At 69.0% G+C, this 23,213-nt stretch carries 19 protein-coding genes; 3 read left to right on the top strand and 16 right to left on the bottom strand.

The features are described 5' to 3' along the window. The first annotated feature begins 22 nt into the window (after positions 1 to 22). Complete coding sequence (locus W7U_RS04245; protein WP_008255223.1) at positions 23 to 568, top strand: isochorismatase family cysteine hydrolase; 546 nt, start codon at positions 23 to 25, stop codon at positions 566 to 568. A gap of 16 nt (positions 569 to 584) precedes the next feature. Beyond that, entirely contained in the window at positions 585 to 1,433 is an 849-nt protein-coding gene (locus W7U_RS04240; RefSeq protein WP_008255222.1) for an NAD-dependent deacetylase, read from the top strand. Here W7U_RS04240 and W7U_RS04235 read toward each other — a convergent pair. Beyond that, positions 1,430 to 2,707 (bottom strand): cytochrome P450, encoded by a 1,278-nt coding sequence (locus tag W7U_RS04235; RefSeq protein ID WP_008255221.1) that lies wholly within the window; start codon positions 2,705 to 2,707, stop codon positions 1,430 to 1,432. The genes W7U_RS04240 and W7U_RS04235 overlap by 4 nt on opposite strands. Positions 2,708 to 2,810: 103 nt before the next feature. Here W7U_RS04235 and W7U_RS04230 point away from each other — a divergent pair, with 103 nt between their 5' ends. After that, the gene (locus W7U_RS04230) at positions 2,811 to 3,461 is read left to right on the top strand and encodes a TetR/AcrR family transcriptional regulator (protein ID WP_008255220.1); all 651 of its coding nucleotides are present in this window, start codon (positions 2,811 to 2,813) and stop codon (positions 3,459 to 3,461) included. Between the two features lie 70 nt (positions 3,462 to 3,531). Here the strand turns inward: W7U_RS04230 and proB are convergent, their stop codons facing one another. The 15 genes from proB to W7U_RS04155 all read right to left on the bottom strand — a co-directional run bounded on the left by proB (position 3,532) and on the right by W7U_RS04155 (position 23,174). Next, the gene (proB, locus tag W7U_RS04225; RefSeq protein ID WP_008255219.1) at positions 3,532 to 4,635 is read right to left on the bottom strand and encodes a glutamate 5-kinase; all 1,104 of its coding nucleotides are present in this window, start codon (positions 4,633 to 4,635) and stop codon (positions 3,532 to 3,534) included. Next, positions 4,632 to 6,113 carry a GTPase ObgE gene (obgE, locus tag W7U_RS04220; protein WP_008255218.1) on the bottom strand — a complete coding sequence of 494 codons (1,482 nt, stop codon included), beginning with the start codon at positions 6,111 to 6,113 and terminating at the stop codon, positions 4,632 to 4,634. The genes proB and obgE overlap by 4 nt, the downstream gene beginning before the upstream one ends. A 90-nt stretch (positions 6,114 to 6,203) precedes the next feature. Beyond that, positions 6,204 to 6,470 (bottom strand): 50S ribosomal protein L27, encoded by a 267-nt coding sequence (gene rpmA, locus W7U_RS04215; protein ID WP_008255217.1) that lies wholly within the window; start codon positions 6,468 to 6,470, stop codon positions 6,204 to 6,206. 47 nt (positions 6,471 to 6,517) lie between these two features. Beyond that, positions 6,518 to 6,829: a 50S ribosomal protein L21 gene (gene rplU / locus W7U_RS04210; RefSeq protein ID WP_008255206.1), complete on the bottom strand. Its 312-nt coding sequence runs from the start codon at positions 6,827 to 6,829 to the stop codon at positions 6,518 to 6,520. 214 nt (positions 6,830 to 7,043) lie between these two features. Further along, on the bottom strand, positions 7,044 to 9,863 hold the full coding sequence (locus W7U_RS04205) for an Rne/Rng family ribonuclease (protein WP_036428689.1): 2,820 nt from the start codon (positions 9,861 to 9,863) through the stop codon (positions 7,044 to 7,046). Between the two features lie 343 nt (positions 9,864 to 10,206). Next, on the bottom strand, positions 10,207 to 10,617 hold the full coding sequence (gene ndk / locus W7U_RS04200; protein WP_008255201.1) for a nucleoside-diphosphate kinase: 411 nt from the start codon (positions 10,615 to 10,617) through the stop codon (positions 10,207 to 10,209). A 21-nt stretch (positions 10,618 to 10,638) separates the two neighbouring features. After that, a complete protein-coding gene (locus W7U_RS04195) occupies positions 10,639 to 10,989 on the bottom strand; it encodes a DUF4233 domain-containing protein (RefSeq protein ID WP_008255199.1) in 351 nt (116 codons plus the stop codon). Beyond that, positions 10,986 to 12,455, bottom strand: a complete 1,470-nt coding sequence (locus W7U_RS04190) for a folylpolyglutamate synthase/dihydrofolate synthase family protein (RefSeq protein ID WP_008255196.1) — start codon at positions 12,453 to 12,455, stop codon at positions 10,986 to 10,988. The genes W7U_RS04195 and W7U_RS04190 overlap by 4 nt, the downstream gene beginning before the upstream one ends. Continuing rightward, positions 12,452 to 15,100, bottom strand: coding sequence for a valine--tRNA ligase (locus W7U_RS04185; RefSeq protein WP_008255194.1), 2,649 nt, complete (start codon positions 15,098 to 15,100; stop codon positions 12,452 to 12,454). The genes W7U_RS04190 and W7U_RS04185 overlap by 4 nt, the downstream gene beginning before the upstream one ends. A 58-nt stretch (positions 15,101 to 15,158) precedes the next feature. After that, positions 15,159 to 16,418 carry a trans-acting enoyl reductase family protein gene (locus W7U_RS04180; RefSeq protein ID WP_008255192.1) on the bottom strand — a complete coding sequence of 420 codons (1,260 nt, stop codon included), beginning with the start codon at positions 16,416 to 16,418 and terminating at the stop codon, positions 15,159 to 15,161. 110 nt (positions 16,419 to 16,528) lie between these two features. Further along, complete coding sequence (locus W7U_RS26380) at positions 16,529 to 17,098, bottom strand: transglycosylase family protein (protein ID WP_081490074.1); 570 nt, start codon at positions 17,096 to 17,098, stop codon at positions 16,529 to 16,531. A gap of 858 nt (positions 17,099 to 17,956) precedes the next feature. Beyond that, a complete protein-coding gene (gene mobA, locus W7U_RS04170) occupies positions 17,957 to 18,565 on the bottom strand; it encodes a molybdenum cofactor guanylyltransferase (RefSeq protein ID WP_036428687.1) in 609 nt (202 codons plus the stop codon). A gap of 1 nt (position 18,566) precedes the next feature. Further along, positions 18,567 to 19,667, bottom strand: coding sequence for a 2-oxoacid:ferredoxin oxidoreductase subunit beta (locus W7U_RS04165; RefSeq protein WP_008255186.1), 1,101 nt, complete (start codon positions 19,665 to 19,667; stop codon positions 18,567 to 18,569). 49 nt (positions 19,668 to 19,716) lie between these two features. Beyond that, the gene (locus W7U_RS04160; RefSeq protein ID WP_085976484.1) at positions 19,717 to 21,672 is read right to left on the bottom strand and encodes a 2-oxoacid:acceptor oxidoreductase subunit alpha; all 1,956 of its coding nucleotides are present in this window, start codon (positions 21,670 to 21,672) and stop codon (positions 19,717 to 19,719) included. Between the two features lie 230 nt (positions 21,673 to 21,902). Then, on the bottom strand, positions 21,903 to 23,174 hold the full coding sequence (locus W7U_RS04155; protein ID WP_008255184.1) for an MFS transporter: 1,272 nt from the start codon (positions 23,172 to 23,174) through the stop codon (positions 21,903 to 21,905). Positions 23,175 to 23,213 lie beyond the last annotated feature (39 nt).

Here is a 23,213-nt window from a genome sequence, read left to right as displayed (position 1 = left end):
GCCGCCGGGTATCCCCAACGCCATGAGCGACACAGCGGTCCTGGTCGTCGACATGATGAATACCTATCAACATCCCGACGCTGACGATCTAATACCCAATGTCGAGAAGATCATCGAGCCTTTGACCGATTTGGTCCGGCGGGCACGCACGTCCGACGAGGTCGACCTGATCTATGTCAACGACAACTACGGCGATTTCACCGCCGAGTTCTCCGGGATCGTCCGCTCGGCGCTTGACGGCGCGCGGCCCGATCTGGTGAAGCCGATCGCGCCGGCCGAAGGCAGCCGGCTGATGACCAAGGTCCGCCACAGCGCCTTTTATTCGACTGCGCTGGCGTACCTGCTGAGCCGGCTGGACACCAAGCGGTTGATCATCACCGGCCAGGTCACCGAGCAATGCATCCTGTACACGGCCCTGGACGCGTACGTGCGGCACTTCCCCGTCGTGATCCCGACCGATGCGGTCGCCCACATCGACGCCGACCTGGGCGCGGCGGCCTGCAAGATGATGGAGCAGAACATGTCCGCCGAGCTCACGACCGCGGCGGACTGCCTGGACCCGGCCTGATCCGTACCCTGGGCAGGTGACCGTCTCCCGCGCAGAATCCCCCGAGCTGGTCACGCTGCTGGCCGGGCGCCGGATCGCGGTGCTGACGGGCGCGGGCGTCTCGACCGATTCCGGCATCCCCGACTACCGCGGGCCCGATTCACCGCCCAGCAACCCGATGACCATCCAGCAGTTCACCGGCGACGCGGCGTTTCGGCAGCGGTACTGGGCGCGCAACCACGTCGGTTGGCGGCACATGGCCGACACGCTGCCCAACGCGGGCCATCGGGCGCTGGCGGCGCTCGAGGACGCGTCGGTGGTCACCGGCGTCATCACCCAGAACGTCGACCTGCTGCACACCAAGGCCGGCAGCCGCAGCGTCATCAACCTGCACGGCACCTACGCGCGGGTGATCTGCCTGAGCTGCGGCCACACGACGAGCCGCGCGGCGCTGGCCGAACAGCTGGAGGCGCTCAACCCCGGATTCATCGAGCGCGCCGAGGCGATCGGCGGGCTGGCGGTGGCTCCCGACGCCGACGCCGTCGTCGCCGATACCGCGTCGTTCCGCTACCTCGACTGCGCGCGCTGCGCCGGCATGCTCAAACCCGACATCGTCTATTTCGGCGACAGCGTTCCCAAACACGTTGTGGCAGCGGCCTATAGGATGGTCGACGAGGCCGACGCGCTGCTGGTCGCGGGGTCGTCGCTGACGGTGTTCTCCGGTTATCGATTCGTGCGGCACGCGGCCGCCCTGGGCATCCCGGTCGCCATCATCAACCGCGGCAGCACCCGCGGCCACGACCTTGCCACCGTGAAGGTCGACGGCGGCTGCTCCGAACTGCTCGCGCTGCTTGCCGACGAGTTATCGCCGCTGACAACGCATTAGAAGGTGCACGGCATGCTGCGCACGGCGTGCACGAAATTGCCCGCCAGGTACGTCGGCTCGCCCGCCTGGATGCCGGGCAGCTGACGAAACAGCTCGTGAAAGATGGCGCGCAGCTGCGCGCGGGCGACGTGCGCGCCGAGGCAGAAGTGCAGCCCGCCACCGCCGAAACCGACGTGCGGATTGGGGTCGCGCGCCAGGTTCAGGCGTTCGGGATGGTCGAACGCGTCGGTGTCCCAGTTGCCGGACGGGTAGAACATCACCACCTTCTCCCCCGCCAGAATGGTCTGACCGCCCAGCTCGATATCCGTCGCCGCCGTGCGGCGGAAGGTCATGACCGGGGTCGCCCACCGGATGAACTCCTCCACGGCGGTACCGATCCGGTTGTCGAAATCGTGGAGAAGCCAAGCCTTTTCGTCGGGGAAATCGGTGAGCGCCTTCAGCGTGTGGCTGATGGTCTGGCGGGTGGTGTCGTTGCCCGCCACCGAGAGCAGCACGAAGAACGCGGCCACCTCCGCGTCTTCCAGGCGGTCCCCGTCGACTTCGGCGGTCACCAGGCTGCTGATGAGGTCATCGCCCGGGCGCTCGCGGCGTTCCGTGGCCAGGGCGCCGACGACCTGGTGAAGGTACAGCTGGTTTTCGACCAGGACTTCCATCGCCGGACGTCCGTTGAGGAATTCCGGGTCGGCCCAGGAGACCAGGGCGTCGGTGGCGTGCGCCATGCGCTCGCGCTCGGATTCCGGGATTCCCATCATGTCCGAGAGGGTCCGGATGGGCAGCTCCTTGGCGCAGTGGTCGACGAAATCCGCACCGCTGCCGGCGGTCCGCAGTTCTTCGACGATGGTCTTGGCGTTGGCCTTGATCGAGTCTTCGATGCGGCGCACCTGCCGCGGGCTCAGCGCGGCGTGGGCGAGCTTGCGCAACTTGGTGTGCCGCGGCGGATCCATCGCCAGGAACGACTGCGACGCCTCGAGCAGCTCGACGGGAATGCTCTCGAACATCACCCCCTGGCCGGACAGGAAGGCGTCGTTGTTGCGGCTGACCGCGACGATGTCGGCGCGCCGAGTGACCGCCCAGAAGCCGGGATCGGTGGGGTCGGGCATCAGCGAGTCTTCGACCGGAGGATGCCAACTGACCGGGCGCTCGGCGCGCAGCACGGCGAAGGAGCGTTCGCGATCCGCCGCCGTCGTGGACCAAAACGCCCGCGAGGACAGGTCGATCTCGTCGTAGGCGCGGCCGGACTTCTCGGCCCCGGGTGTACCCGTCATCACGGCCATGGCGCTGTCCTCTCCTGTATGACGCCGGTCACAAACTCCACGCGACGATATGCCTAGACAGTGTGTCTAGTCAAGATGTCGAAAGCTCGGCTATGCTCGGCGCATGCCGTCGCTCACCCGCAAGCCGCAAGGCCACCGAAGCGTGGGGCGCGAGCAGCGGCGCGAGCAAATGGAGCGCCGGCTGCTCGACGCCACCGAACGGCTGATGCGCGACGGCGCGAGCTTCACCGAGCTCAGCGTGGATCGGCTCTCCGGCGAGGCGGGCATCTCCCGCGCCAGCTTCTACATCTACTTCGAGGACAAGGGCCATCTGCTTCGCCGACTCGCGGGCCAGGTGTTCGGCGACCTGGCCGACGGCGCGCGGCGCTGGTGGACGGTGGCCGGGCGGCACGACCCCGACGACGTGCGCGCGGCGATGAGCAGCATCATCGCCATCTATCGACGGCACCAAGCGGTGCTGGTCGCGCTCAACGAGATGGCCGCCTACGACCCACCGACCGGGGAGGCGTATCGCGAACTGCTGACCGGCATCTCCGAACAGCTCACCAGGGTCATCGAAGAGGGCCAGGCCGACGGCTCGATCCGCCCCGAGCTGGCGGCGCTCACCACGGCCAGCGCGCTGACCTGGATGGTCGAGCGCGCCTGCCAGCAGAACCTGCCCGCGCGGCCGCCCGGCTACGACGCCGAGCTAGCCGCCACCCTCGCCGAGATCGTTTGGGGCGCACTGTATCTCAAACCCACATCGGCGATTTGACCCCTAGCGCGAGCAGACGCAGAATCGCACGTTCGAAGAACGAATCATGCGATTCTGCGTCTGCTCGCCCTTAGACCGCCACCAGGTCGTCGGCGTGCACGGCGGGCCTGCGCAGCTCGCCGGGCAGCTCGCTGGTGGAGCGGCCCATCATGGTGAGCAGTTCCGTCGCGTCGTAGGCGACCACGCCACGGGCCACCATCGCCGCGTCCGGCCCGCGCAATTCGACGACGTCGCCGCCGAAGAACCGGCCGGACACCGCGGTGATCCCCGCGGGCAGCAGCGAACGGCGCTGCCCGACGACCGCGCGCACGGCGCCCTCGTCGAGGGTCAGCGCGCCGGCCGCCTCCGCGGCGTACCGCACCCAGAATTTCCGCGCCGACATCCGCGCGGGCCGCGCGGCGAACACCGTGCCGACGGAGGCGTCGGTGAGTGCGGTCGAGGCCTCGTCGGCGGCGGCCAGCAGCACCGGCACACCGGCGTCGGCGGCCAGCAGCGCCGACGACATCTTTGACGTCATGCCGCCGGTGCCCAAGTCACTGCCGGGCCCGGCGATCACGCCGACCAGGTCCGCCGAACCCGCGACCTCCGGGATGAACTGCGCGCCTTCGGTTTTGCGCGGATCGGAGTCGTACAGCCCGTCGATGTCGGACAACAACACCAGCGCCTCGGCACCGACCAGGTGGGCTACCAGCGCCGAGAGCCGGTCGTTGTCGCCGAACCGGATCTCGTTGGTGGCCACCGTGTCGTTTTCGTTGACGATCGCCACCGCGTGCAGTGCCCGCAGCCGATCCAGCGTGCGCTGAGCGTTGGTGTGCTGGGCGCGCATCGAGATGTCGTGCGCGCTCAGCAGCACCTGCCCGACCGTGCGTCCGTACCGGGCAAACGCGGCGCTCCACGAATTCACCAGCGCGACCTGACCGACGCTGGCCGCGGCCTGCTTCGTCGCCAAATCCCGTGGGCGACGGGACAATCCGAGAGGTTCGATGCCGGCGGCGATGGCACCCGAGGACACGATGACGACGTCGGTGCCCGCCTTCATCCGCGTCTCGATCGCGTCGGCGAGGCCGGCCAGCCGGCCCGCGTCGAATACCCCGGCTTCGGTGGTCAACGCGTTGGTGCCCACCTTGACCACCAGGCTGCGCGCGTTCCGGATGGCGTCACGCTGCGGGGTCACGGGCGCCGCTCCTCCGCATCGCTGCGCTCTGCATCGTCGCCGGCTCTGGTTCTGCGCTGGCGCCGGGCGGCCTTGCGCTCCGCGGCGCCGACCCGCTCGCTGCGCTCGAGCCGCGCGTCGGTTCCCCTGCCCGACAGCGCAACCTGTTGTCCCGCAGGCGTTTGCGGCTCCCAATCGAACGTCATGTCGCCGATGGTCACTTCGCACCCCGCGCGCGCACCCAGCCGCAGCAGTTCCTCCTCGACTCCGAGGCGCGCCAGGCGGTCGCCGAGATACCCCACGGCCTCGTCGTTGTCGAAGTTGGTCTGACGCACCCAGCGTTCGGGCCGCGCGCCGCTGACCACGAAGGCGCCTGGCTGCTGCGGATCCGGCTCGACGCGAAAGCCGCTGTCGTCGACGGGGATCGGACGGATCACCGGGCGGCGCGGCACGATCTCGGGTTGGGCGGCCTTGTATTCCGAGATCATCCTCCACAGCCCAAAGATCAATGGCTGCAGACCTTCTCGCGCGACCGTCGACACCAAGAACACCGGCCACCCGCGCTCGGCGATCTCGTCGTAAACGAACTCGGCGAGCTCGCGCGCCTCGGGAACGTCGATCTTGTTGAGCACCACCGCGCGCGGCCGCTCGGCGAGATCGCCCAGCGTCGCGTCCCCCCGCAGGGTGGGCGTATACGCGGCAAGCTCTGCCTCGAGAGCGTCGATATCGGAGATCGGGTCGCGGCCGGGCTCGGCGGTGGCGCAGTCGACGACGTGCACCAGCACGGCGCATCGCTCGATGTGGCGGAGGAAGTCCAGGCCCAGGCCGCGGCCCTGCGAGGCGCCGGGGATCAGGCCGGGAACGTCGGCGACGGTGAAGGTGTGCTCGCCGGCCGACACGACGCCGAGGTTGGGGACCAGCGTGGTGAAGGGGTAGTCGGCGATCTTGGGTTTGGCCGCCGAGATGGTGGACACCAGCGACGACTTGCCGGCCGACGGGAATCCGATCAGGCCGGCGTCGGCGACGGTCTTGAGTTCCAGCGTCAGGTCGCGGGTCTCGCCCTGCTCACCCAGCAGCGCAAAACCGGGAGCCTTGCGCGCGCGGGAGGCGAGCGCGGCGTTGCCCAGGCCGCCGCGACCACCGGCGGCCGCTTCGAAGCGGGTGCCCGCGCCCACCAGGTCGGCCAGCAGCCGGCCGTTGTCGTCGAGAACGACGGTTCCGTCGGGGACTTTGACTTCCAGGTCGGCGCCGGCGGCGCCGTCGCGGTTGCTGCCCATCCCCTGCTTGCCCGACGGCGCGGTGACGTGGGGATGGAAATGGAAGTCCAGCAGGGTGTGGACCTGGGGATCGACGACGAAGACGATGCTGCCGCCGCGGCCGCCGTTGCCGCCGTCGGGGCCGCCGAGCGGCTTGAACTTCTCGCGATGAACCGAGGCGCAGCCGTTGCCCCCGGAACCGGCGCGCGCGTGGATGACGACGCGGTCGACGAACCGAGGCATCGTGGGTCCTCTCACCCGTCTCGCTCGCCGAACGTGCGGCTACTGCGAGAATCGCCTCGAATTATCGCAGTGGGTGCACGCTCGCGGCGCTCAGTCGGTGGCTTGTCCGGCCGCGACGATGTTGACGGTCTTGCGGCCGCGCTTGATTCCGAATTCGACGGCGCCGGCTTCCTTGGCGAACAACGTGTCGTCGCCGCCGCGCCCGACGCCGACGCCCGGGTGGAACTTGGTGCCGCGCTGACGAACGATGATCTCGCCGGCCTTGACGACCTGGCCGCCGAATCGCTTCACGCCCAGCCGCTGTGCGGCGGAATCGCGACCGTTGCGCGAGCTGGAAGCGCCCTTCTTGTGTGCCATTGCGTCGTCCTTTACTCAGTGCTGTCTGTTCTTCGCCTGACGGCTCATCACTTGATGCCGGTGACCTTCAGGACCGTCAGCTGCTGACGGTGGCCCTGACGCTTGTGGTAGCCAGTCTTGTTCCGGAACTTGTGGATGCGGATCTTGGGGCCCTTGGTGTGCTCGAGCACCTCGCCGGTGACCGCGACCTCGGCCAGCGCCGCCGCGTCGGTGGTGACCTTGGCGCCGTCCACCACCAGTGCGACCGGCAGCGACACGTTCGAACCCGGCTCAGAGTCGAGCTTCTCGACCTTGACCACGTCCCCGACGGCGACCTTGTACTGCTTGCCGCCCGTCTTGACGATTGCGTAGGTCGCCATCGTTGCTCTGCTCCTTCTTCTAGCCGCTGCTCGGCGCGTCGCGCGCGAACCAGCCGCGGTGCACGTGGTGGGTCTGGGTTGCGGGCCTGCTCCGATTCCCCGGGAGTCCCGCTGCCGCCGGCCAAAGCTTAGTCGCCCGGCCTGACGACAACTGTCCAAGGGTACGTGACCAGCGGCTACAGGGTCAAACCGGACACGACCTGGCTGTCGGGGCTCAGTCCGCGTGGATCGGCGGCCCGGCGGGCCTGCCCGCCGCGCGTCGGCGCCGGGGGCGCCCCGGGGGCGGGCCGCCCTGGTCAGCCGCGGCCGAACCGCCGTCGGCATCGTCGGAGTCGTCGGAATCGTCGGAGTCCTCGGTGTCCAGGTCGTCGTCGTCGAGTTCGAGGTCCTCGTCGTCGTCGCCCAGGTCTTCCTCGTCATCGAGGTCATCGTCGTCCGAGTCGTCGTCGGAATCGTCGTCCGAGTCGTCGTCCGAGTCGTCGTCGGTGTCGTCGAAGTCCTCGTGGTCGGTGTCGGAGACGTCCTCGCCGCGCCGCGCCTTCTTCTCGTCGAACTCGTCGCCGGTTTCCTCGGTGGCCTCGTCGGATTCGTCGTCCTCGGTTGTCGCCTGTGTGGACGAGCCGGCCGCCATCGCCTTGAACATCGGGTGTTCGCCAGGAGCGTGGACGGGCACCTTTGCCACCACCGGCTCCTCGGCCTTGTTCTTCTTGCGCCGGCCGCGACGGCCCCCGGACTCGGACTTGCGGCCGTTCGACGGCGCCGAGTCCACCGGGTCGGTGTGCAGCAAGATGCCGCGGCCGCCACAGTTCGGGCACGACGTCGAGAAGGCCTCGACCAGCCCGGTGCCCAACCGCTTGCGGGTCAGCTGCACCAAACCGAGCGACGTCACCTCGGACACCTGATGGCGGGTGCGGTCACGGGCCAGCGCCTCGGTGAGCCGGCGCAGCACCAAATCGCGGTTCGATTCCAGCACCATGTCGATGAAGTCGATGACGACGATGCCGCCGATGTCGCGCAGCCGCAGTTGGCGCACGATCTCCTCGGCCGCCTCGAGGTTGTTCTTGGTGACCGTCTGCTCGAGGTTCCCCCCGGAGCCGGTGAACTTGCCGGTGTTGACGTCGACCACCGTCATCGCCTCGGTCCGGTCGATCACCAGGGTGCCGCCCGAGGGCAGCCAGACCTTGCGGTCCATCGCCTTGGCCAGCTGCTCGTCGATGCGGTGCACGGCGAACACGTCCGGCCCGCTCGACCCGTCCGGCCCGGCGGGCGGCTCGTATTTGCTCAGCTTCGAAACAAGGTCGGGCGCAACGGAATTCACGTATTCGTTGATGGTGCTCCAGGCCTCGTCCCCGGAGACGACCAGGCCCGCGAAGTCTTCGTTGAACAGGTCGCGGATGACCTTGACCAGCACGTCGGGCTCTTCGTACAGCGCCACGGCGGCCCCGGCGGCCTTCTCCTTGATCTCGATGGCCTTGGCCTCGATTTGCTTCCAGCGCTCCTGCAGGCGGGTGACGTCGTTGCGGATGTCGTCTTCCTTGACGCCCTCGGACGCGGTCCGGATGATCACCCCCGCGTCGGACGGCACCACCTCGCGCAGGATCTCCTTGAGGCGCTGGCGTTCGGTGTCGGGCAACTTGCGGCTGATCCCGGTCGACGACGCCCCCGGCACATAGACCAGGTAGCGACCCGCGAGCGACACCTGCGTGGTGAGCCGCGCCCCCTTGTGCCCGACCGGGTCCTTGCTGACCTGGACGACGACATAGTCGCCGGGCTTGAGCGCCTGTTCGATCTTGCGGTCGGACCCGCCGAGTCCGGCGGCTTCCCAGTTGACCTCGCCGGCGTAGAGCACGCCGTTGCGGCCGCGGCCGATGTCGACGAAGGCCGCCTCCATCGAGGGCAGCACGTTCTGCACGATGCCGAGGTAGATGTTGCCGACCAGGGACGCCGACGCGGCCGAGGTCACGAAGTGCTCGACGACGATGCCGTCCTCGAGGACCGCGATCTGGGTATACCGCGAACCCTGGTGCGGCGGCTCGCTGCGGACCCGGTCCCGGACGACCATGACGCGTTCGACGGCCTCGCGGCGGGCCAGGAATTCGGCCTCGGTCAGCACCGGGGGGCGGCGCCGCCCGGCGTCGCGGCCGTCGCGGCGTCGTTGGCGCTTGGCCTCCAGCCGAGTCGAGCCGTCGATGCCCTTGATCTCGTTGCTCGCGCTGCCGCCGTCGCCGCCGTTCTTGCCATTGCGGGGCGGCCGCTCGTGCACGACCGTGTTGGGCGGGTCGTCGGGTGAAGGCCCCTCGTCGTTGTCGTCGCCCGATCCGGATTTGCGGCGCCGACGCCGGCGGCGGCGACGGCTGCCCCCATCCGCCGAACCGTCGTCACCGCCCTCGGAGTCGTCGCCGTCGTCGGAGTCCTCGTCGTCGGCGTCGTCGGAATCGCCCGAGTCGGACTGGGCGCCCTTCTTGACCCGGCCCTGCGGCTCGTCGTCGTCGCCGTCGCTCTGGCCCTCGGGTCCGCCCTGCTCGCCGCGCCCGCGGCCGCGGCCCCGGCGGCCGCGACGGCGCCGCCGATTCGACGGGCGGTCGGCCTGCTCGTCGTCGTCGCCGTCGGAATCGTCGGAGTCGGCGCCCTCGTCGGTGTCGGTGTCGGTGTCGTCGTCGCTGTCCAGTGGCTGCGGCGCGACGAAGAGCGGCATGTAATGCGGCCGCTCGGCGGCGTTGTCGGGGGTTTCCAGCATCAGCCGGGATTCGGGTTCGCCGGCACCCTCGCCGCCATCCACGACGGGTTCGGTGGCGGCGTCCGGGGCTTCCTGGGGCTGGGCGGCCAGCAGGTCACGCACCCGCACCGCGTCGGCGCGGTCCACGGTGGAATGTGCGCTGCGAATGCGCCCGTCCAGCTCGCTGAGCGCGTCCAGGACCCGTTTACTGGTGGTTCCCAGCGTCCGGGCCAACGAATGGACCCTCAACCGGTCGGGCAGCTCCCCGGACCGGGCCGATTCTTCTGATGGGTCTGCAGTTGGTGCACCGTCTACCACGTATTCTCCTCAAGCCCCCGGGCGCGTCGTTGCGACGCGGCCACGCGAGGGCTTCGCTATGGGCCCGGGTCACTTCTCCCGGGCTTGTGATGGTCTCGCCCCGAGCGGCTCAGGTTAGAACCCACTCGGCGCCGTGCTGAATGACGGCCTGACATGCAGCGAACCAAGGCGACGGGGCTATGGTCGCGCTTGTCTAAGTCTTCATTCGGGTGTCTGACGCCGGTCCGGCGACGTTCACCCGACATCAGTATCCCACATCACGTCGGCGCCCAACCCACACCTGATGCAGCCCGGTCGGACGAACCCCGGTCCGCAACGCGTCGCGGGGCCGATCGTCGCAGCTCTAGGCGTCGGGAAACCAGAGCCCGATTTCTCGCTTGGCCGACTCGATCGAATCCGAGCCGTGCACCAGATTGAACTGCGTCTCGAGCCCGAAATCGCCCCGGATCGTGCCGGGGATCGCCTTCTCGACCGGGTCGGTACCGCCCGCGAGCTGCCGAAACGCCGCGATCGCGCGCGGTCCCTCCACGATGGCCGCGACCACCGGCCCCGAGGTGATGAATGCCAGCAACGACTCGAAGAAAGGCTTGCCCTCGTGTTCCGCGTAGTGCTGGGCGGCGAGGTCTTGGCCGACGTGCCGGAGTTCCAGCGCGGCGAGGGTGAGGCCTTTTCGCTCGATCCGGCCGATGATCTCCCCCACCAGCTGTCGCTGGACGCCGTCCGGCTTGATCAGTACCAATGTCCGTTCGGTCACGGCGGACAGCGTACCGCCGGGCTACCCCTGCCTGCGCCGGACCTCGGCCCGGAAGTAGGCGATCAAGCCCCACAACCCGGTGAACAACACGCCGATGAACCCCACGCCGGGATACACGGCGAAGCCGGCGAGCAGGATCACCTGCACTCCGAGGTTGGCCCAGATGGCCCAGGGTTTGCGCTGCACCCCGCCCATCAGGATCAGCAGTACGGCCAGGCCGATCAGGTAGGCCAGCGACGCCGTCGTGAGGCCTCCGCCGACCGCGCCCACCACCGGGATCGCGAGCAGCACCACGATCGCTTCCAGAAACAGCGTGAGGGCCATCACCGCGCCGAAGCTGCGCCAGGGGTCGGGCCGGTTCTGGTCGGTCACTGCGGATCACGCCCGAACAGGGTGCGCGCCGCGCCCGCGGTGACGACCGAGCCGGTGATGACGATCCCGGTCCCGGAGAAGTCCTCGGCGTGGCCGTCGAGCGCGGCCCCCTCCACCTCGGAGTCGACCAGCGCGGTCGCGATGTCGATGGCGTCGCGCAGGTTCTCGGCGGTGCTCACCCGGTCGGGCCCGAACGTCTCGCGCGCCGCCAGGGCCAGCGATTCGACATCGACCGCCCGCGGGGACCCGTTGTGGGTGACCACGACCGCGTCGAACACCGGTTGCAGCGCGGCGAGGATGCCGTCGACGTCCTTGTCGGCCAGCACGCTGAGCACCCCGACCAGATAACGGAAGTCGAATTCGCCCGCCAGCGTCTGCGCCAGCGCGGCCGCACCGGCGGGATTGTGCGCGGCGTCGATGAACACCGTGGGCGCGCTGCGCATCCGCTCCAGCCGGCCGGGGCTGACGACGGCCGCGAAACCCGCGCGAACCGCCTCGACGTCGAGCTGACGCTGCGCGCCGGCGCCGAAGAAGGCCTCGACGGCGGCCAGCGCCAGGGCCGCATTGTGCGCCTGGTGTTCTCCGTGCAGCGGCAGGTAGATGTCGGAATACACCCCGCCCAGCCCCTGCAACTGCAGCACCTGCCCGCCGATCGCGACCTGACGGCCCAGCACGGCGAACTCCGAATCCTCGCGGGCCACCGCGGCGTCGGCTTGAACGGTTTGGGCCAACAACACGTCCATCGCCTCGGGCGCCTGACGCGCGATGACCGCCACGGTGTCGGGTGCGCCCTCGGGCGCCCGGGTGATGATGCCGGCCTTCTCCCCCGCGATGCCGGCGAGGTCGTCGCCCAGGTAGTCGACGTGGTCGAGGGCGATCGGGGTGATGGCCGCCACCGGGGCGTTGATCACGTTGGTGGCGTCCCAGCGCCCACCCATCCCCACCTCGACCACGGCGACGTCGACGGGGGCGTCGGCGAACGCGGCGAACGCCATCGCGGTCAGCACCTCGAACTTGCTCATCGCGGGCCCGCCGGCGGCCTGCGATTGCGCGTCGACCATCTGCACGAACGGCTCGATCTCGCGGTAGGTCGCCACGTACTGCGCGGGGCTGATCGGCTTGGCATCGATCGAGATGCGTTCCACCGCCGATTGCACATGGGGGCTGGTGGTGCGCCCGGTGCGCCGGTGCAGCGCGGTGATCAGCGCGTCGATCATGCGGGCCACCGAGGTCTTGCCGTTGGTGCCCGCGACGTGGATCGACGGGTAGGCCAATTGCGGTGAACCCAACAGGTCCATCAGCGCGCTGATCCGGGTCAGGCTCGGCTCGATCTTGGTTTCGGGCCAGCGCTGGTCCAGCAGGTGCTCGACCTGCAACAGGGCGGCGATCTCGTCCGGGGTGGGGTCCGGGGTGGGAACCGCGCCGGGAACTTCGGGGTCCTCGGCCCACTCGGGCGGCTCGGTCATTGCAGCCCGGCTAGCCGCGCGTTGATCCGCTCGGTTTCCTCCTGGGCCAGGCGTTGACGGTCCCGGATCTTGTCGACGACGTTTTGGGGGGCCTTGCCCAGGAAGTCCTCGTTGGCCAATTTGGCGGTGGTCGACGCCAGCTCCTTGTGGGCCGCGGCCAGATCCTTTTCCAGCCGGCGACGCTCGGCGGCGACGTCGATGGTGCCCGAGGTGTCCAGTTCGACGACGACGGTGCCGCCGCTCAGCCTGACTTCCACCGACGCCGACGGGCGGAACTCCGGCCCGGCGGCCGTCAGCCACGCCAGCGACGTCACCGCGCTCACCTGGGTGCCCAGATCGGCTCCCTCGACGCCCGTCATCCGGGCCGGCACCTTCTGGCGGTCCGCCAGCCCCTGATCGCTGCGGAACCGGCGCACCTCGGTCACCAGCTTCTGCATGTCGGTAACGCGTTGCGCGGCAACCTGATCCAGGGCTATCCCGGACGGCTGCGGCCAGTCGGCGATCACCAGGGTCTCGTTGTGGGTCAGCGCCTGCCAGAGGGCCTCGGTGATGAACGGGATCACCGGGTGCAGCAGCCGCAGCAGGGTGTCCAGCGTCGCCGCCAGCACCGCCGTCGTGTGCGCGACCCCCTCGGCCAGTTGCGTCTTGGCCAATTCCACGTACCAGTCGCAGAATTCGTCCCAGGCGAAGTGGTAGAGCGCTTCGCAGGCGCGGCTGAACTCGTAGTTGTCGAACGCCGAATCGACTTCCGCGCGAACCTCTTCCAGTCGCCCGAGGATCCATCGGTCGGCGTCGGTGAGTTCGGCCGGCGGGGGCAGGGGCGCCAGCTGCGCGCCGTTGAGCAGCGCGTAGCGGGTGGCGTTGAACAGCTTGGTGCAGAAATTGCGCGACGCCCGGACGTGGTCCTCGCCGATCGCCAGGTCACCGCCCGGGCTGGCGCCGCGGGCCAGCGTGAACCGCAGGGCGTCGGCGCCGAAGAGTTCCACCCAGTCCAGCGGGTCGATGACGTTGCCCTTGGACTTGCTCATCTTGCGCCCGGATTCGTCGCGGATCAGCCCGTGCAGGAAGACATCGGTGAACGGCACCTGCGGGCCGCGGCGACCGTCCAGGGTGATGGCGTCGTCGTCGCCGACGAACGTGCCGAACATCATCATCCGTGCCACCCAGAAGAACAAGATGTCGTAGCCGGTGACCAGAACGCTTGTCGGGTAGAACTTTTCGAGCTCGGGGGTCTTGTCCGGCCAGCCCAGGGTGGAAAACGGCCACAGCGCCGAGGAGAACCAGGTGTCCAGCACGTCGGGGTCCTGTTCCCAGCCTTCCGGCGGCGTCTCGTCGGGACCCACGCACACCTGTTCCCCGTTGGGCCCGTACCAGATCGGGATGCGGTGGCCCCACCACAGCTGCCGCGAGATCGTCCAATCGCGCATGTCGTCGACCCAGGCGAACCAACGCGGCTCCAGGCTTGCGGGGTGAATCACGGTGTCGCCGTTGCGCACCGCGTCGCCGGCCGCCTTGGCCAGCGACTCGACGCGGACGAACCATTGCAGCGACAGCCGCGGTTCGATCGGTTCACCGCTACGCTCGGAGTGCCCGACGCTGTGCAGGTATGGGCGCTTCTCCTCGACGACGCGGCCCTCGGCGGCCAGCGCCTCGCGGACCGCGACGCGGGCCTCGAAGCGGTCCATCCCGTCGAATTGCGTTCCGGTATCGACGATTCGGCCCTTGGTGTCCAGGATCGAGATCATCGGCAACCCGTGCCGCAGCCCGATCTCGAAGTCGTTCGGGTCGTGTGCGGGCGTGACTTTGACTGCGCCGGTACCGAATTCGGGGTCCACGTGCTCGTCGGCGACGACGACCAGCTCGCGGTCGACGAAGGGATGCGCCAGTGTGGTGCCGACCAGGTGGCGGTATCGCGCGTCGTCGGGGTGCACGGCGATCGCGGTGTCGCCGAGCATCGTCTCGACCCGGGTGGTCGCGACCACGATGTGCGGCTGCGAGTCGTCGAGCGAGCCGTAGCGGAACGACACCAGCTCGCCCTCGACGTCGAGGTAGTCGACCTCGATGTCGGAAATCGCGGTCTGAAGCACCGGCGACCAGTTGACCAGCCGCTCGGCCCGATAGATCAGCCCGGCGTCGTAGAGCCGCTTGAAGATGGTGCGGACGGCCCGCGACAGGCCCTCGTCCATGGTGAACCGGTCGCGGCTCCAGTCGACCCCGTCGCCGAGCCGGCGCATCTGGCCGCCGATGGCGCCGCCGGACTCGCGCTTCCAGTCCCAGACCTTCTCGACGAACAGCTCCCGGCCGAAGTCCTCCTTGGTCTTGCCGTCGACCGCGAGCTGCTTTTCCACCACGCTCTGGGTGGCGATGCCGGCGTGGTCCATGCCCGGCTGCCACAACACCTCATATCCCTGCATCCGCTTGCGGCGGGTCAGGGCGTCCATCATGGTGTGTTCGAGCGCGTGACCCATGTGCAGGCTGCCGGTCACGTTCGGGGGCGGCAACACGATCGAGTAGCCGGGCTTGGCGCTGGCCGGGTCCGCCGCGAAGTATCCGGCGTCGACCCACTTATGGTAGATCGCGCCCTCGGCCGCAGCGGGATCCCACGACTTGGGCAGGTCGGTGGCGGGGCTGGGGCTGGCGGTCACCCGTCAATTCTAGGGAGCGCCGTTTACCCTCGTGTAAGTGCCCGAACCGTGAGCCGGGTCACCCCGCGAGCCGTTCAACCTGCAAGGACACACCCGCGGCGGGGAACCGGTCCAGCAGCGCGTCGCCCATCGCGGCGGCGGGCGTGAGGACGCCGTGCAGGTCCGGGAGCTTGTCACGGTCGAATGCCAGCGCCATGCCGCACTCCCCCAGCAGCACCGACGTCGCCTTGTAGCCCGGGTCGCCGCGCTGTTCCATGCGCGCCACGTAGCGGGCCCCGGTGCTGGTGGTGGTGTAGGTCTCGATGCGGTAGTAGCCGCGCTCGCGGGCGGCCTCGCTCGGGCCGGTGCCCGGTTTGGGCACGATGCGCTCCACCAGCCGGCGCGGCAGGAGCCGGAAATAGCGGCTGCCCAACCCGAAGGTCGCGGCGCCCACCCCGCCGACCACGGCGGAGGCCACCGGCGCGATCGGCGACGAGCCCAGGCTCATGCTTTCGCTGTAGCGCAGCTGGCGGCCGTAGGCCCAGTCCAGCAGTGCGTTGCTGCGCCGCACGATCCGGGTGTTGTAGGGCGCCATGACGAAGCCCGCGGTCCACAGCCCGCTCAGTTCCGGCGCGATCCGACGACCGCGACGCCAGGGCAGGTCGGGCTGCGGGCCGATGTCGGGTTCGGCGCCGCGGTCGCTGCTGAGCGTGTACGGGTCGGCGAGTTGGCGGCGGGCCTCGGGATCGCGGGACGCGGTGTCGAGCACCTCCAGCATCGACGCGACGGTGCCGCCGGACACCCCGCCCGAGAAGGAACGGACCACCAGGTCGGTGTCGGCGAGTTCGCCGGCGCCGTCGTCGCGCGCCGCGCGGTACAGCGCATACACACTGAGGTCCGAAGGCACGGAATCGAATCCGCACGCGTGCACGATGCGGGCGCCGGTATCCGCGGCCTGCTTGTGGAATTGGTCGATGCTGTCGCGGACGAACATCGCCTCCCCGGTCAGGTCGGCGTAGTCGGTGCCCGCCGCGGCGCAGGCGGCCACCAGCGGCAGCCCGTAGCGCGTGTAGGGCCCGACCGTGGTGATGACGACCTGGGTGCGCGCCGCCATCTCGTTCAGCGTCGAGGGCGATGCGGCGTCCGCGTTCAGGACGGGCCACGACCGCGCGGTTTCGCTCAGCGTGTCGCGGACGGCGCGCAGCCGGTCGGGCGACCGGCCGGCCAGGGCGATCCGTTTGTCCGGTGCCGAGCGGGCCAGGTATTCGGCGGTGAGCTTCCCGACGAAGCCGGTCGCCCCGTACAGCACAATGTCGAATTCGCGCGGCGTTGCGGTCACGGGCCCGACGCTACCCGACTACGGGGGTGGCGACTGCTGGAGACAAGGAGTGCCGGGCACGGGGCCCGGCACTCCTTATATGTGCGGCTTATATGTCCAGAAGCCGTCGGTCAGCCGCGGCGTCCGCACACCGGCCAGGCGCCGATGCCCTGCGAGTGCAGCACGTTCTCGGCGACGCGGATCTGCTCCTCGCGGCTCGCGCCGGACGGGGAGCCGCTACCGCCGTTCGCGCGCCAGGTGCTGGGCGTGAACTGCAGGCCGCCCGCGTAGCCGTTGCCGGTGCTGATGCTCCAGTTACCGCCCGACTCGCACTGCGCGATGGCGTCCCAGTTGACGCTGTACGCCCTGACGGGCGGGGGCGGCGGGACATCCGGGCCAGGAGGCGGCGGAACGTTCGGGTCGAAGCCCACGGGCGCCGGCGGGGCATCCGGAGCCGGAGGGGCGTCCGGGGCCGGGGGCGGAGGCGCGTCCGGGGCCGGGGGCAGGGCTTCCGGGGCCGGAGGCGCGTCCGGCGCCGGGGCGTCCGGCGCGGGGGCGTCCGGGGCGGGGGCGTCCGGGGCGGCAGCAGGAATGTTCGGGTCGAAGCTCACCGCTTCGTCTGCGTGGGCGGTGGCCGACGGGATGGTCACGAGCGTGCCCGTGACCGCGGCAAGCATGAGCGTCTTACGGACGTTCTGCAATATCTTTCCTTTCGCTGCGCGCGCGCCAAAGCAAGCCCACGCAGGTGGGCTGAAGGTGTTGGCTTGAATGCCTGCTTTGGAACGTGCCGTCTGGGTCAGGCACGACAGCGGCGGGCCAGGTATGCCCGGCGGGTTGTCACCCACCGACCACGGTTGGGCTCTCGCCGTCCGTGGCGCCGCTCACACGCGGGTCTGTGGATTCAGTTTTGTTGATTACTTTTCCGTAACCCGTTGCGGGCTAACAGGGACCGTAGAGAACACCGGCGCGTTCGTCATCTTCGGAAATCGCAGGTCTCGTTTCGGTAACGACGCGATCACGCGGTGATAGCAGGCCTATTCACGCAGGTCACGGTCGAATTTTCGGCGCGGGCACGTCGGCCGGATCCGCAAACAAATGGTGAGCCTAATCACGCGTATTTTGTGAGCTGGCGCACGATTATTCGGGTCGATATTGCCGATTCGCCGCAGTGACAACGCATCTGCCGTCCCGGTCGGAAGGGGGCGCAGCGTACCGCATGCCGGCACCGCTTCTCACGTCGCCACGCGGGAAAGGCAAGAAAAAGTCGAGAGACGACGAATTGCGGTGTCTTGCAGTGATATTCGTCCGTCACAGTCCCACCCAGCCGAATCGGTTGATGAGACCTCGTGGATTACGCTTTCTGGCAATGACTTTCGCTAAACGTGTTCAGCGACAAAATTTTTCAGGAATGGAGGCGACTTTGCCGGCAGGCCGGGATTCACTGGGGCGCATGCACCCGGACGGGGCCAGGACGGGCGCGGGCATTTCCGCGAGGAAGCCTCAAATCGACACTGCCCCAACGGATCACGACGGTTCACAGACCGGCGCAGCGGACGGCGTCAGGCCTGCAGCTGCGCCAGAGCGCGCAGGTCACTCTCCGAGTTGACGTTGGCCAGGAAACGCGATTCCGGCAGCACGATCTGCTGGGCGTCGGAGGCGTCGATCAAGGCACGCATCGAGCGGGCACCGGCGGCGACCAGGCCGTCGATCCGCTCGGCCAGATCGGTGCGATACACCGCGGCGAGGTAGTGGCTGCGGCCGTCCCACGGCAGCACGATTTCGGCGTTGGTCTCGGTGGCCAGCCCGATCAGGTCGTCGATCAAACTCGCTGACAGCAGCGGCATGTCGACGGCGCAGACGAAGGCGAAGCGTGCGCCGGTTTCCGCCGCGGCCCGCAGGCCGCCCCCGGTCGCCGGCAGTGGCCCCTGGCCGCGCACCTCGTCGCGAAGCACGCGCGCCGGCACCTCGGGCAGCGGTTGCCCCGGCGCGGCCATCACGAAGATCGGCTCGCAGCGCTGGGAGACCACCCCGACCACGTGCTCGAGCAGCGTGGCGGCCCCGCCGGGACCCGGCAGGGTCGCCTTGTCGCGGCCCATTCGCCGCGATTCGCCACCGGCCAGCACTATTCCAGCCAGGGACACTGTGGTGTCCGCCACCCGCTCGGCCACGTCAGTCGACGGTCCAGGTGTCGCGGCCCCGCAGCAGCGACTGCAGCGCCGCGGAGTCGAACGGCTTCGCCGACTGGGCCGCCTGAATCTGTGAGCGGGCCGCGTCGTCGTAGGTGGGCCGGTTGATGTTGCGGAAGATGCCCAGCACCGTGTGCTCGAGGTTCTGATCCGACAGCCGCGACAGGGCGAACGCGTAGGCCGAGTTGTCGCTGTGCGCGTCGTGCACCACGATCTCGTCGACGGAGACGTCGGCGGTCTTGGCCACCTCCAGGCCGAACCCGGACTGCACCACGCAGTATTCGCCGTTGGCGCCGAACACAATCGGCTCGCCGTGACGGACGTTGATGACCCGCTCCTCGGCGCCTTCCTTGCGCAGCGCGTCGAAGGAGCCGTCGTTGAAGATCGGGCAGTCCTGCAGGATTTCGACGACGGCGGCGCCCCGGTGCCCGGCGGCGGCGCGCAGCACCTCGGTCAGGCCGTTGCGGTCGGAGTCCAGCGCGCGGCCGACGAAGGTCGCCTCGGCGCCCAGGGCCAGCGACACCGGGTTGAACGGGTGGTCCAGCGACCCCATCGGGGTCGACTTCGTGACCTTGCCGACCTCCGAGGTGGGCGAGTACTGCCCCTTGGTCAGCCCGTAGATCCGGTTGTTGAACAGCAGGATGGTGATGTTGACGTTGCGGCGCAGCGCGTGGATCAGGTGGTTACCGCCGATCGACAGGGCGTCGCCGTCGCCCGTGACCACCCACACCGACAGGTCCTCGCGGGCCAGCGCCAGGCCGGTGGCAATGGCGGGCGCACGGCCGTGGATCGAGTGGAATCCGTAGGTCTCGAGGTAGTAGGGGAAGCGGCTCGAGCAGCCGATGCCGCTGATGAACACGATGTTCTCGCGGCGCAACCCGAGGTCCGGCAGGAAGTTGCGGATGGTGTTGAGGATGACGTAGTCCCCGCAGCCCGGGCACCAACGCACCTCCTGGTCGCTGGTGAAGTCCTTGGACTTCTGGGGCTGGTCCTCGGCGGACAAGGTGGGGACCCCGTCGTTCTTGGTCAACTTCGGGGTAACACCGAGGTCTTTGCCCGCCAGATTGCCGATCAGGTCAGTCACGAGCGCCGCTCCTCCTCATCGCTTCGCTCTGCGTCGGCGCCGGCGCGAATCATGCGCCCGCCCCAACCGTTGCCGCCGCCATTCTGGCGACCATCGTCTTGTCGTTCTCGACTTCGGCCAACGTCCCGCCCAGCGCGGCGCGGATGACGCGGCCGATCTCGTCGGCCAGGAACGCGACACCCTGCACCTTGCTGACCGACTGCACGTCGACCAGGTACTTGCCGCGCAGCACCAACGCCAGTTGGCCCAGGTTCATTTCGGGCGCCACCACCTGCGGGTAGCGCCGCAGCACCTCGCCCAGGTTGGCCGGGAAGGGGTTGAGGTAGCGCAGGTGCGCGTGCGCCACCTTGATGCCCTTGCGCCGGGCGCGCCGGCAGGCCTCGCCGATCGGGCCGTAAGAGCTGCCCCATCCGATCAGCAGCAGCTCGGCGTCGCCGGTCGGATCGTCGACCTCGAGATCGGGAACGGAGATGCCGTCGATCTTGGCCTGCCGCAACCGGACCATGAGGTCGTGGTTGACCGGCTCGTAGGAGATGTTGCCCGAGCCGTTCGCCGCTTCCAGACCGCCGATGCGGTGCTCGAGCCCCGGGGTGCCGGGCACGGCGAACTGCCGGGCCAGCGTCTCCGGGTCACGGGCGTAGGGCTGGAACGGTTCGTCGGGCTTGGCGAAGGCGTGCGTGATGCGCGGCAGCGTGCTGACGTCCGGAATGCGCCACGGCTCCGAGCCGTTGGCGATCGCGCCGTCGGACAACACGATCACCGGGGTGTGGTACGAGACCGCGATGCGCGCGGCCTCGAGCGCGGTTTCAAAGCAGTCCGACGGCGAGCGGGGCGCGAGGATCGCCACCGGCGACTCGCCGTTGCGGCCGTACAGCGCCTGCAGCAGGTCGGCCTGTTCGGTCTTGGTGGGCAGCCCGGTCGAGGGGCCGCCGCGCTGCACGTCGACGACGAGCAACGGCAGTTCGGTCATCACGGCCAGCCCGAGCGCCTCGGACTTGAGCGAAATGCCCGGCCCCGACGTGGTGGTCACGCCCAGCGCGCCGCCGTAGGAGGCGCCGATCGCCGCGCAGATGCCGCCGATTTCGTCCTCGGCCTGGAAGGTCAGCACGTTGAAGTTCTTGTGCTTGGACAGCTCGTGCAGGATGTCGGAGGCCGGCGTGATCGGGTAGCTGCCGAGCAGGACCGGGATGTCCGCGAGCTGGCCGGCCGCGACGATGCCGTACGCCAGTGCGGTGTTTCCCGAGATCTGCCGGTATTCGCCCGACGGCAGGGTCGCCCGGGACACCTCGTAGGTGGTGCCGAACGCCTCGGTCGTCTCGCCGTAGTTCCAGCCGGCCTTCAGCGCCAGCACGTTGGTCTCCGCGACCTCGGGCTTGCGGGCGAATTTCTCCCGGATGAACTTCTCGCTGGTTTCGATCGGCCGCCCGTACATCCACGACAGCAGGCCCAGCGCGAACATGTTCTTGGCGCGCTGGCCATCCTTCTTCGTCGCGCCGATGGCCTCGACCGCGCCGAGCGTCAGCGTCGTCATCGCGACGGAATGCACGACGTAGTCGGACAACTCGTCGGTCTCGAGCGGGTTGGTGACGTAACCCACCTTGGTCAGGTTGCGCTTGGTGAACTCGTCGGAGTTCGCGATCACCATGCCGCCGCGGGGCAGGTCGCCGATATTGGCCTTGAGCGCAGCCGGATTCATCGCGACGAGCACGTCCGGCCGGTCGCCGGCGGTCAAGATGTCGTAGTCGGCGATCTGAATCTGGAAGGACGAGACGCCGGGCAGAGTGCCTGCGGGCGCCCGGATCTCGGCGGGATAGTTCGGCTGGGTCGCCAGGTCGTTGCCGAAAAGCGCTGCCTCGGAAGTGAACCGGTCGCCGGTGAGCTGCATGCCGTCTCCGGAGTCACCGGCGAAGCGAATGACGACCTGTTCGAGGCGCTGACGGGCAGATCCGTTCGGGGAAGCCCCGTTCTGTGAGTCTGATCCGGCTCCGCTGCCGTTCGGATCCACGTCTTTGCCCTCCATTTGTTCACCGGACAGACAGTTCGCGCAGCTTCAGGTTACGCGTCGGCGAAGGGAGTCTCCGGCCATCACGGTTTTATGTCACTGGCGGTACCAATTATGGCACTGATTTTCGATCGCCATGGCCGACTCCGCCGCATCATCTCGGCCGCGTTCGCGGACAAAAGGCGACGTCAGCGCCGTCTACTGACGAGTAGACCAGTAAACTGTGGTGTTGGTCACGTCTTGCGCGTTACCCAACCGTCGTTCATACCGTGTCTGCTTCGGGATGCCGCGCCTCCGCCGCCGCTTTTGGCCGCCGCCGTTTCCGGCATCGCAGCCAGATACAACACGAACCCGGCGCCCGCCAGAGCACCCAAGAACGCGAAGGCGACGTTGTAGCCGGCCGCGACCACGATCGAGCCCGCGACGAGGTTCGACACCGCGGCGCCGACGCCCGTCGCGGCCGTCACCGCCCCCAGGCTGACGTTGAAGCGGCCGGTCCCGTGCGTCACGTCCTGCACGACGAGGGGAAACAGCGCGCCGAACACGCCGGCCCCGACGCCGTCCAGCAGCTGCACGCTCACCAGCCAATAGGGGTTGTCCGAGAGCGTGTAGAGAAAGCCACGGGCGGCCAGGACGGCGAACCCGGCCAAAAAGATCGGCTTGCGGCCCCAGGAATCGGCCTTGGCTCCGGCGACGTAGGCCACCGGCACCATGACGACCTGCGCGGCCACGATGCAGCCCGCCATCAGCGCGGTCCCGACGTCCTTGTTGTGCAGCGCCAGCCGCTGGCCGACCAGCGGCAGCATGGCCGCGTTGGCGAAGTGGAAGGCGATGACCGTGGCGGCGAAGATCATCAGCCGGCGATTGCTCAGCAGGGCCGCCAGCCGGGACGGGCTCGGGTGCGGTTCCCCCGGCGCATGGTCCATGCCCCGGGCGACGTCGTGGTCGATCGCGTCGCCCGGAATACACAGCGTCGCAACCACGCTGGCGGCCGCCATGACCGCAAGCACCCAGAACACCACAACCGGCCCGAAGAAGTAGGCCAGGCCGCCGGTGATCGCCGCCGCCGTGGCGTTCCCGGCGTGGTTGAACGACTCGTTGCGCCCGATCCGGCGGGCGAAGCGACGCGAGCCGACGAGCCCCAGGGTGATCGCGGCCAGCGCCGGGGCGAAGACGGATCCGGCGATGCCGGTGAGCGCCTGCAGCACCGAGATCGAATACAACCCGGGGAACAACGGCATCGCCAGCGACGCCGCGGTGATCGTCAGCGCGCCGCCGATGACCAGCGCCCGCTTGGCGGTGCTCCGGTCCACCAGGGCGCCGGCCGGGGCCTGCGCGACGATCGCGCCGATGCCCCCGACCGCCATGACGAATCCGATCGAGCCCTGATCCCAGTGGTGGGTCAGCAGCAGATAGATCGACAGGTACGGGCCGAGACCGTCACGCACGTCGGCGAGCAGGAAGTTCAGCAGGTCCAGGCCGTGCGCAAGGCGCCGCGGGACCACGTCGTTGCTATCGCGGGGCGTGCTGGGGAGCTCCAGGAG

Source organism: Mycobacterium sp. H4Y (assembly GCF_000364405.1).
Lineage (GTDB): Bacteria > Actinomycetota > Actinomycetes > Mycobacteriales > Mycobacteriaceae > Mycobacterium > Mycobacterium intracellulare.
The sequence above is the reverse complement of the archived record's forward strand: the minus strand, read 5'-3'. Positions and strand labels throughout refer to the sequence as shown.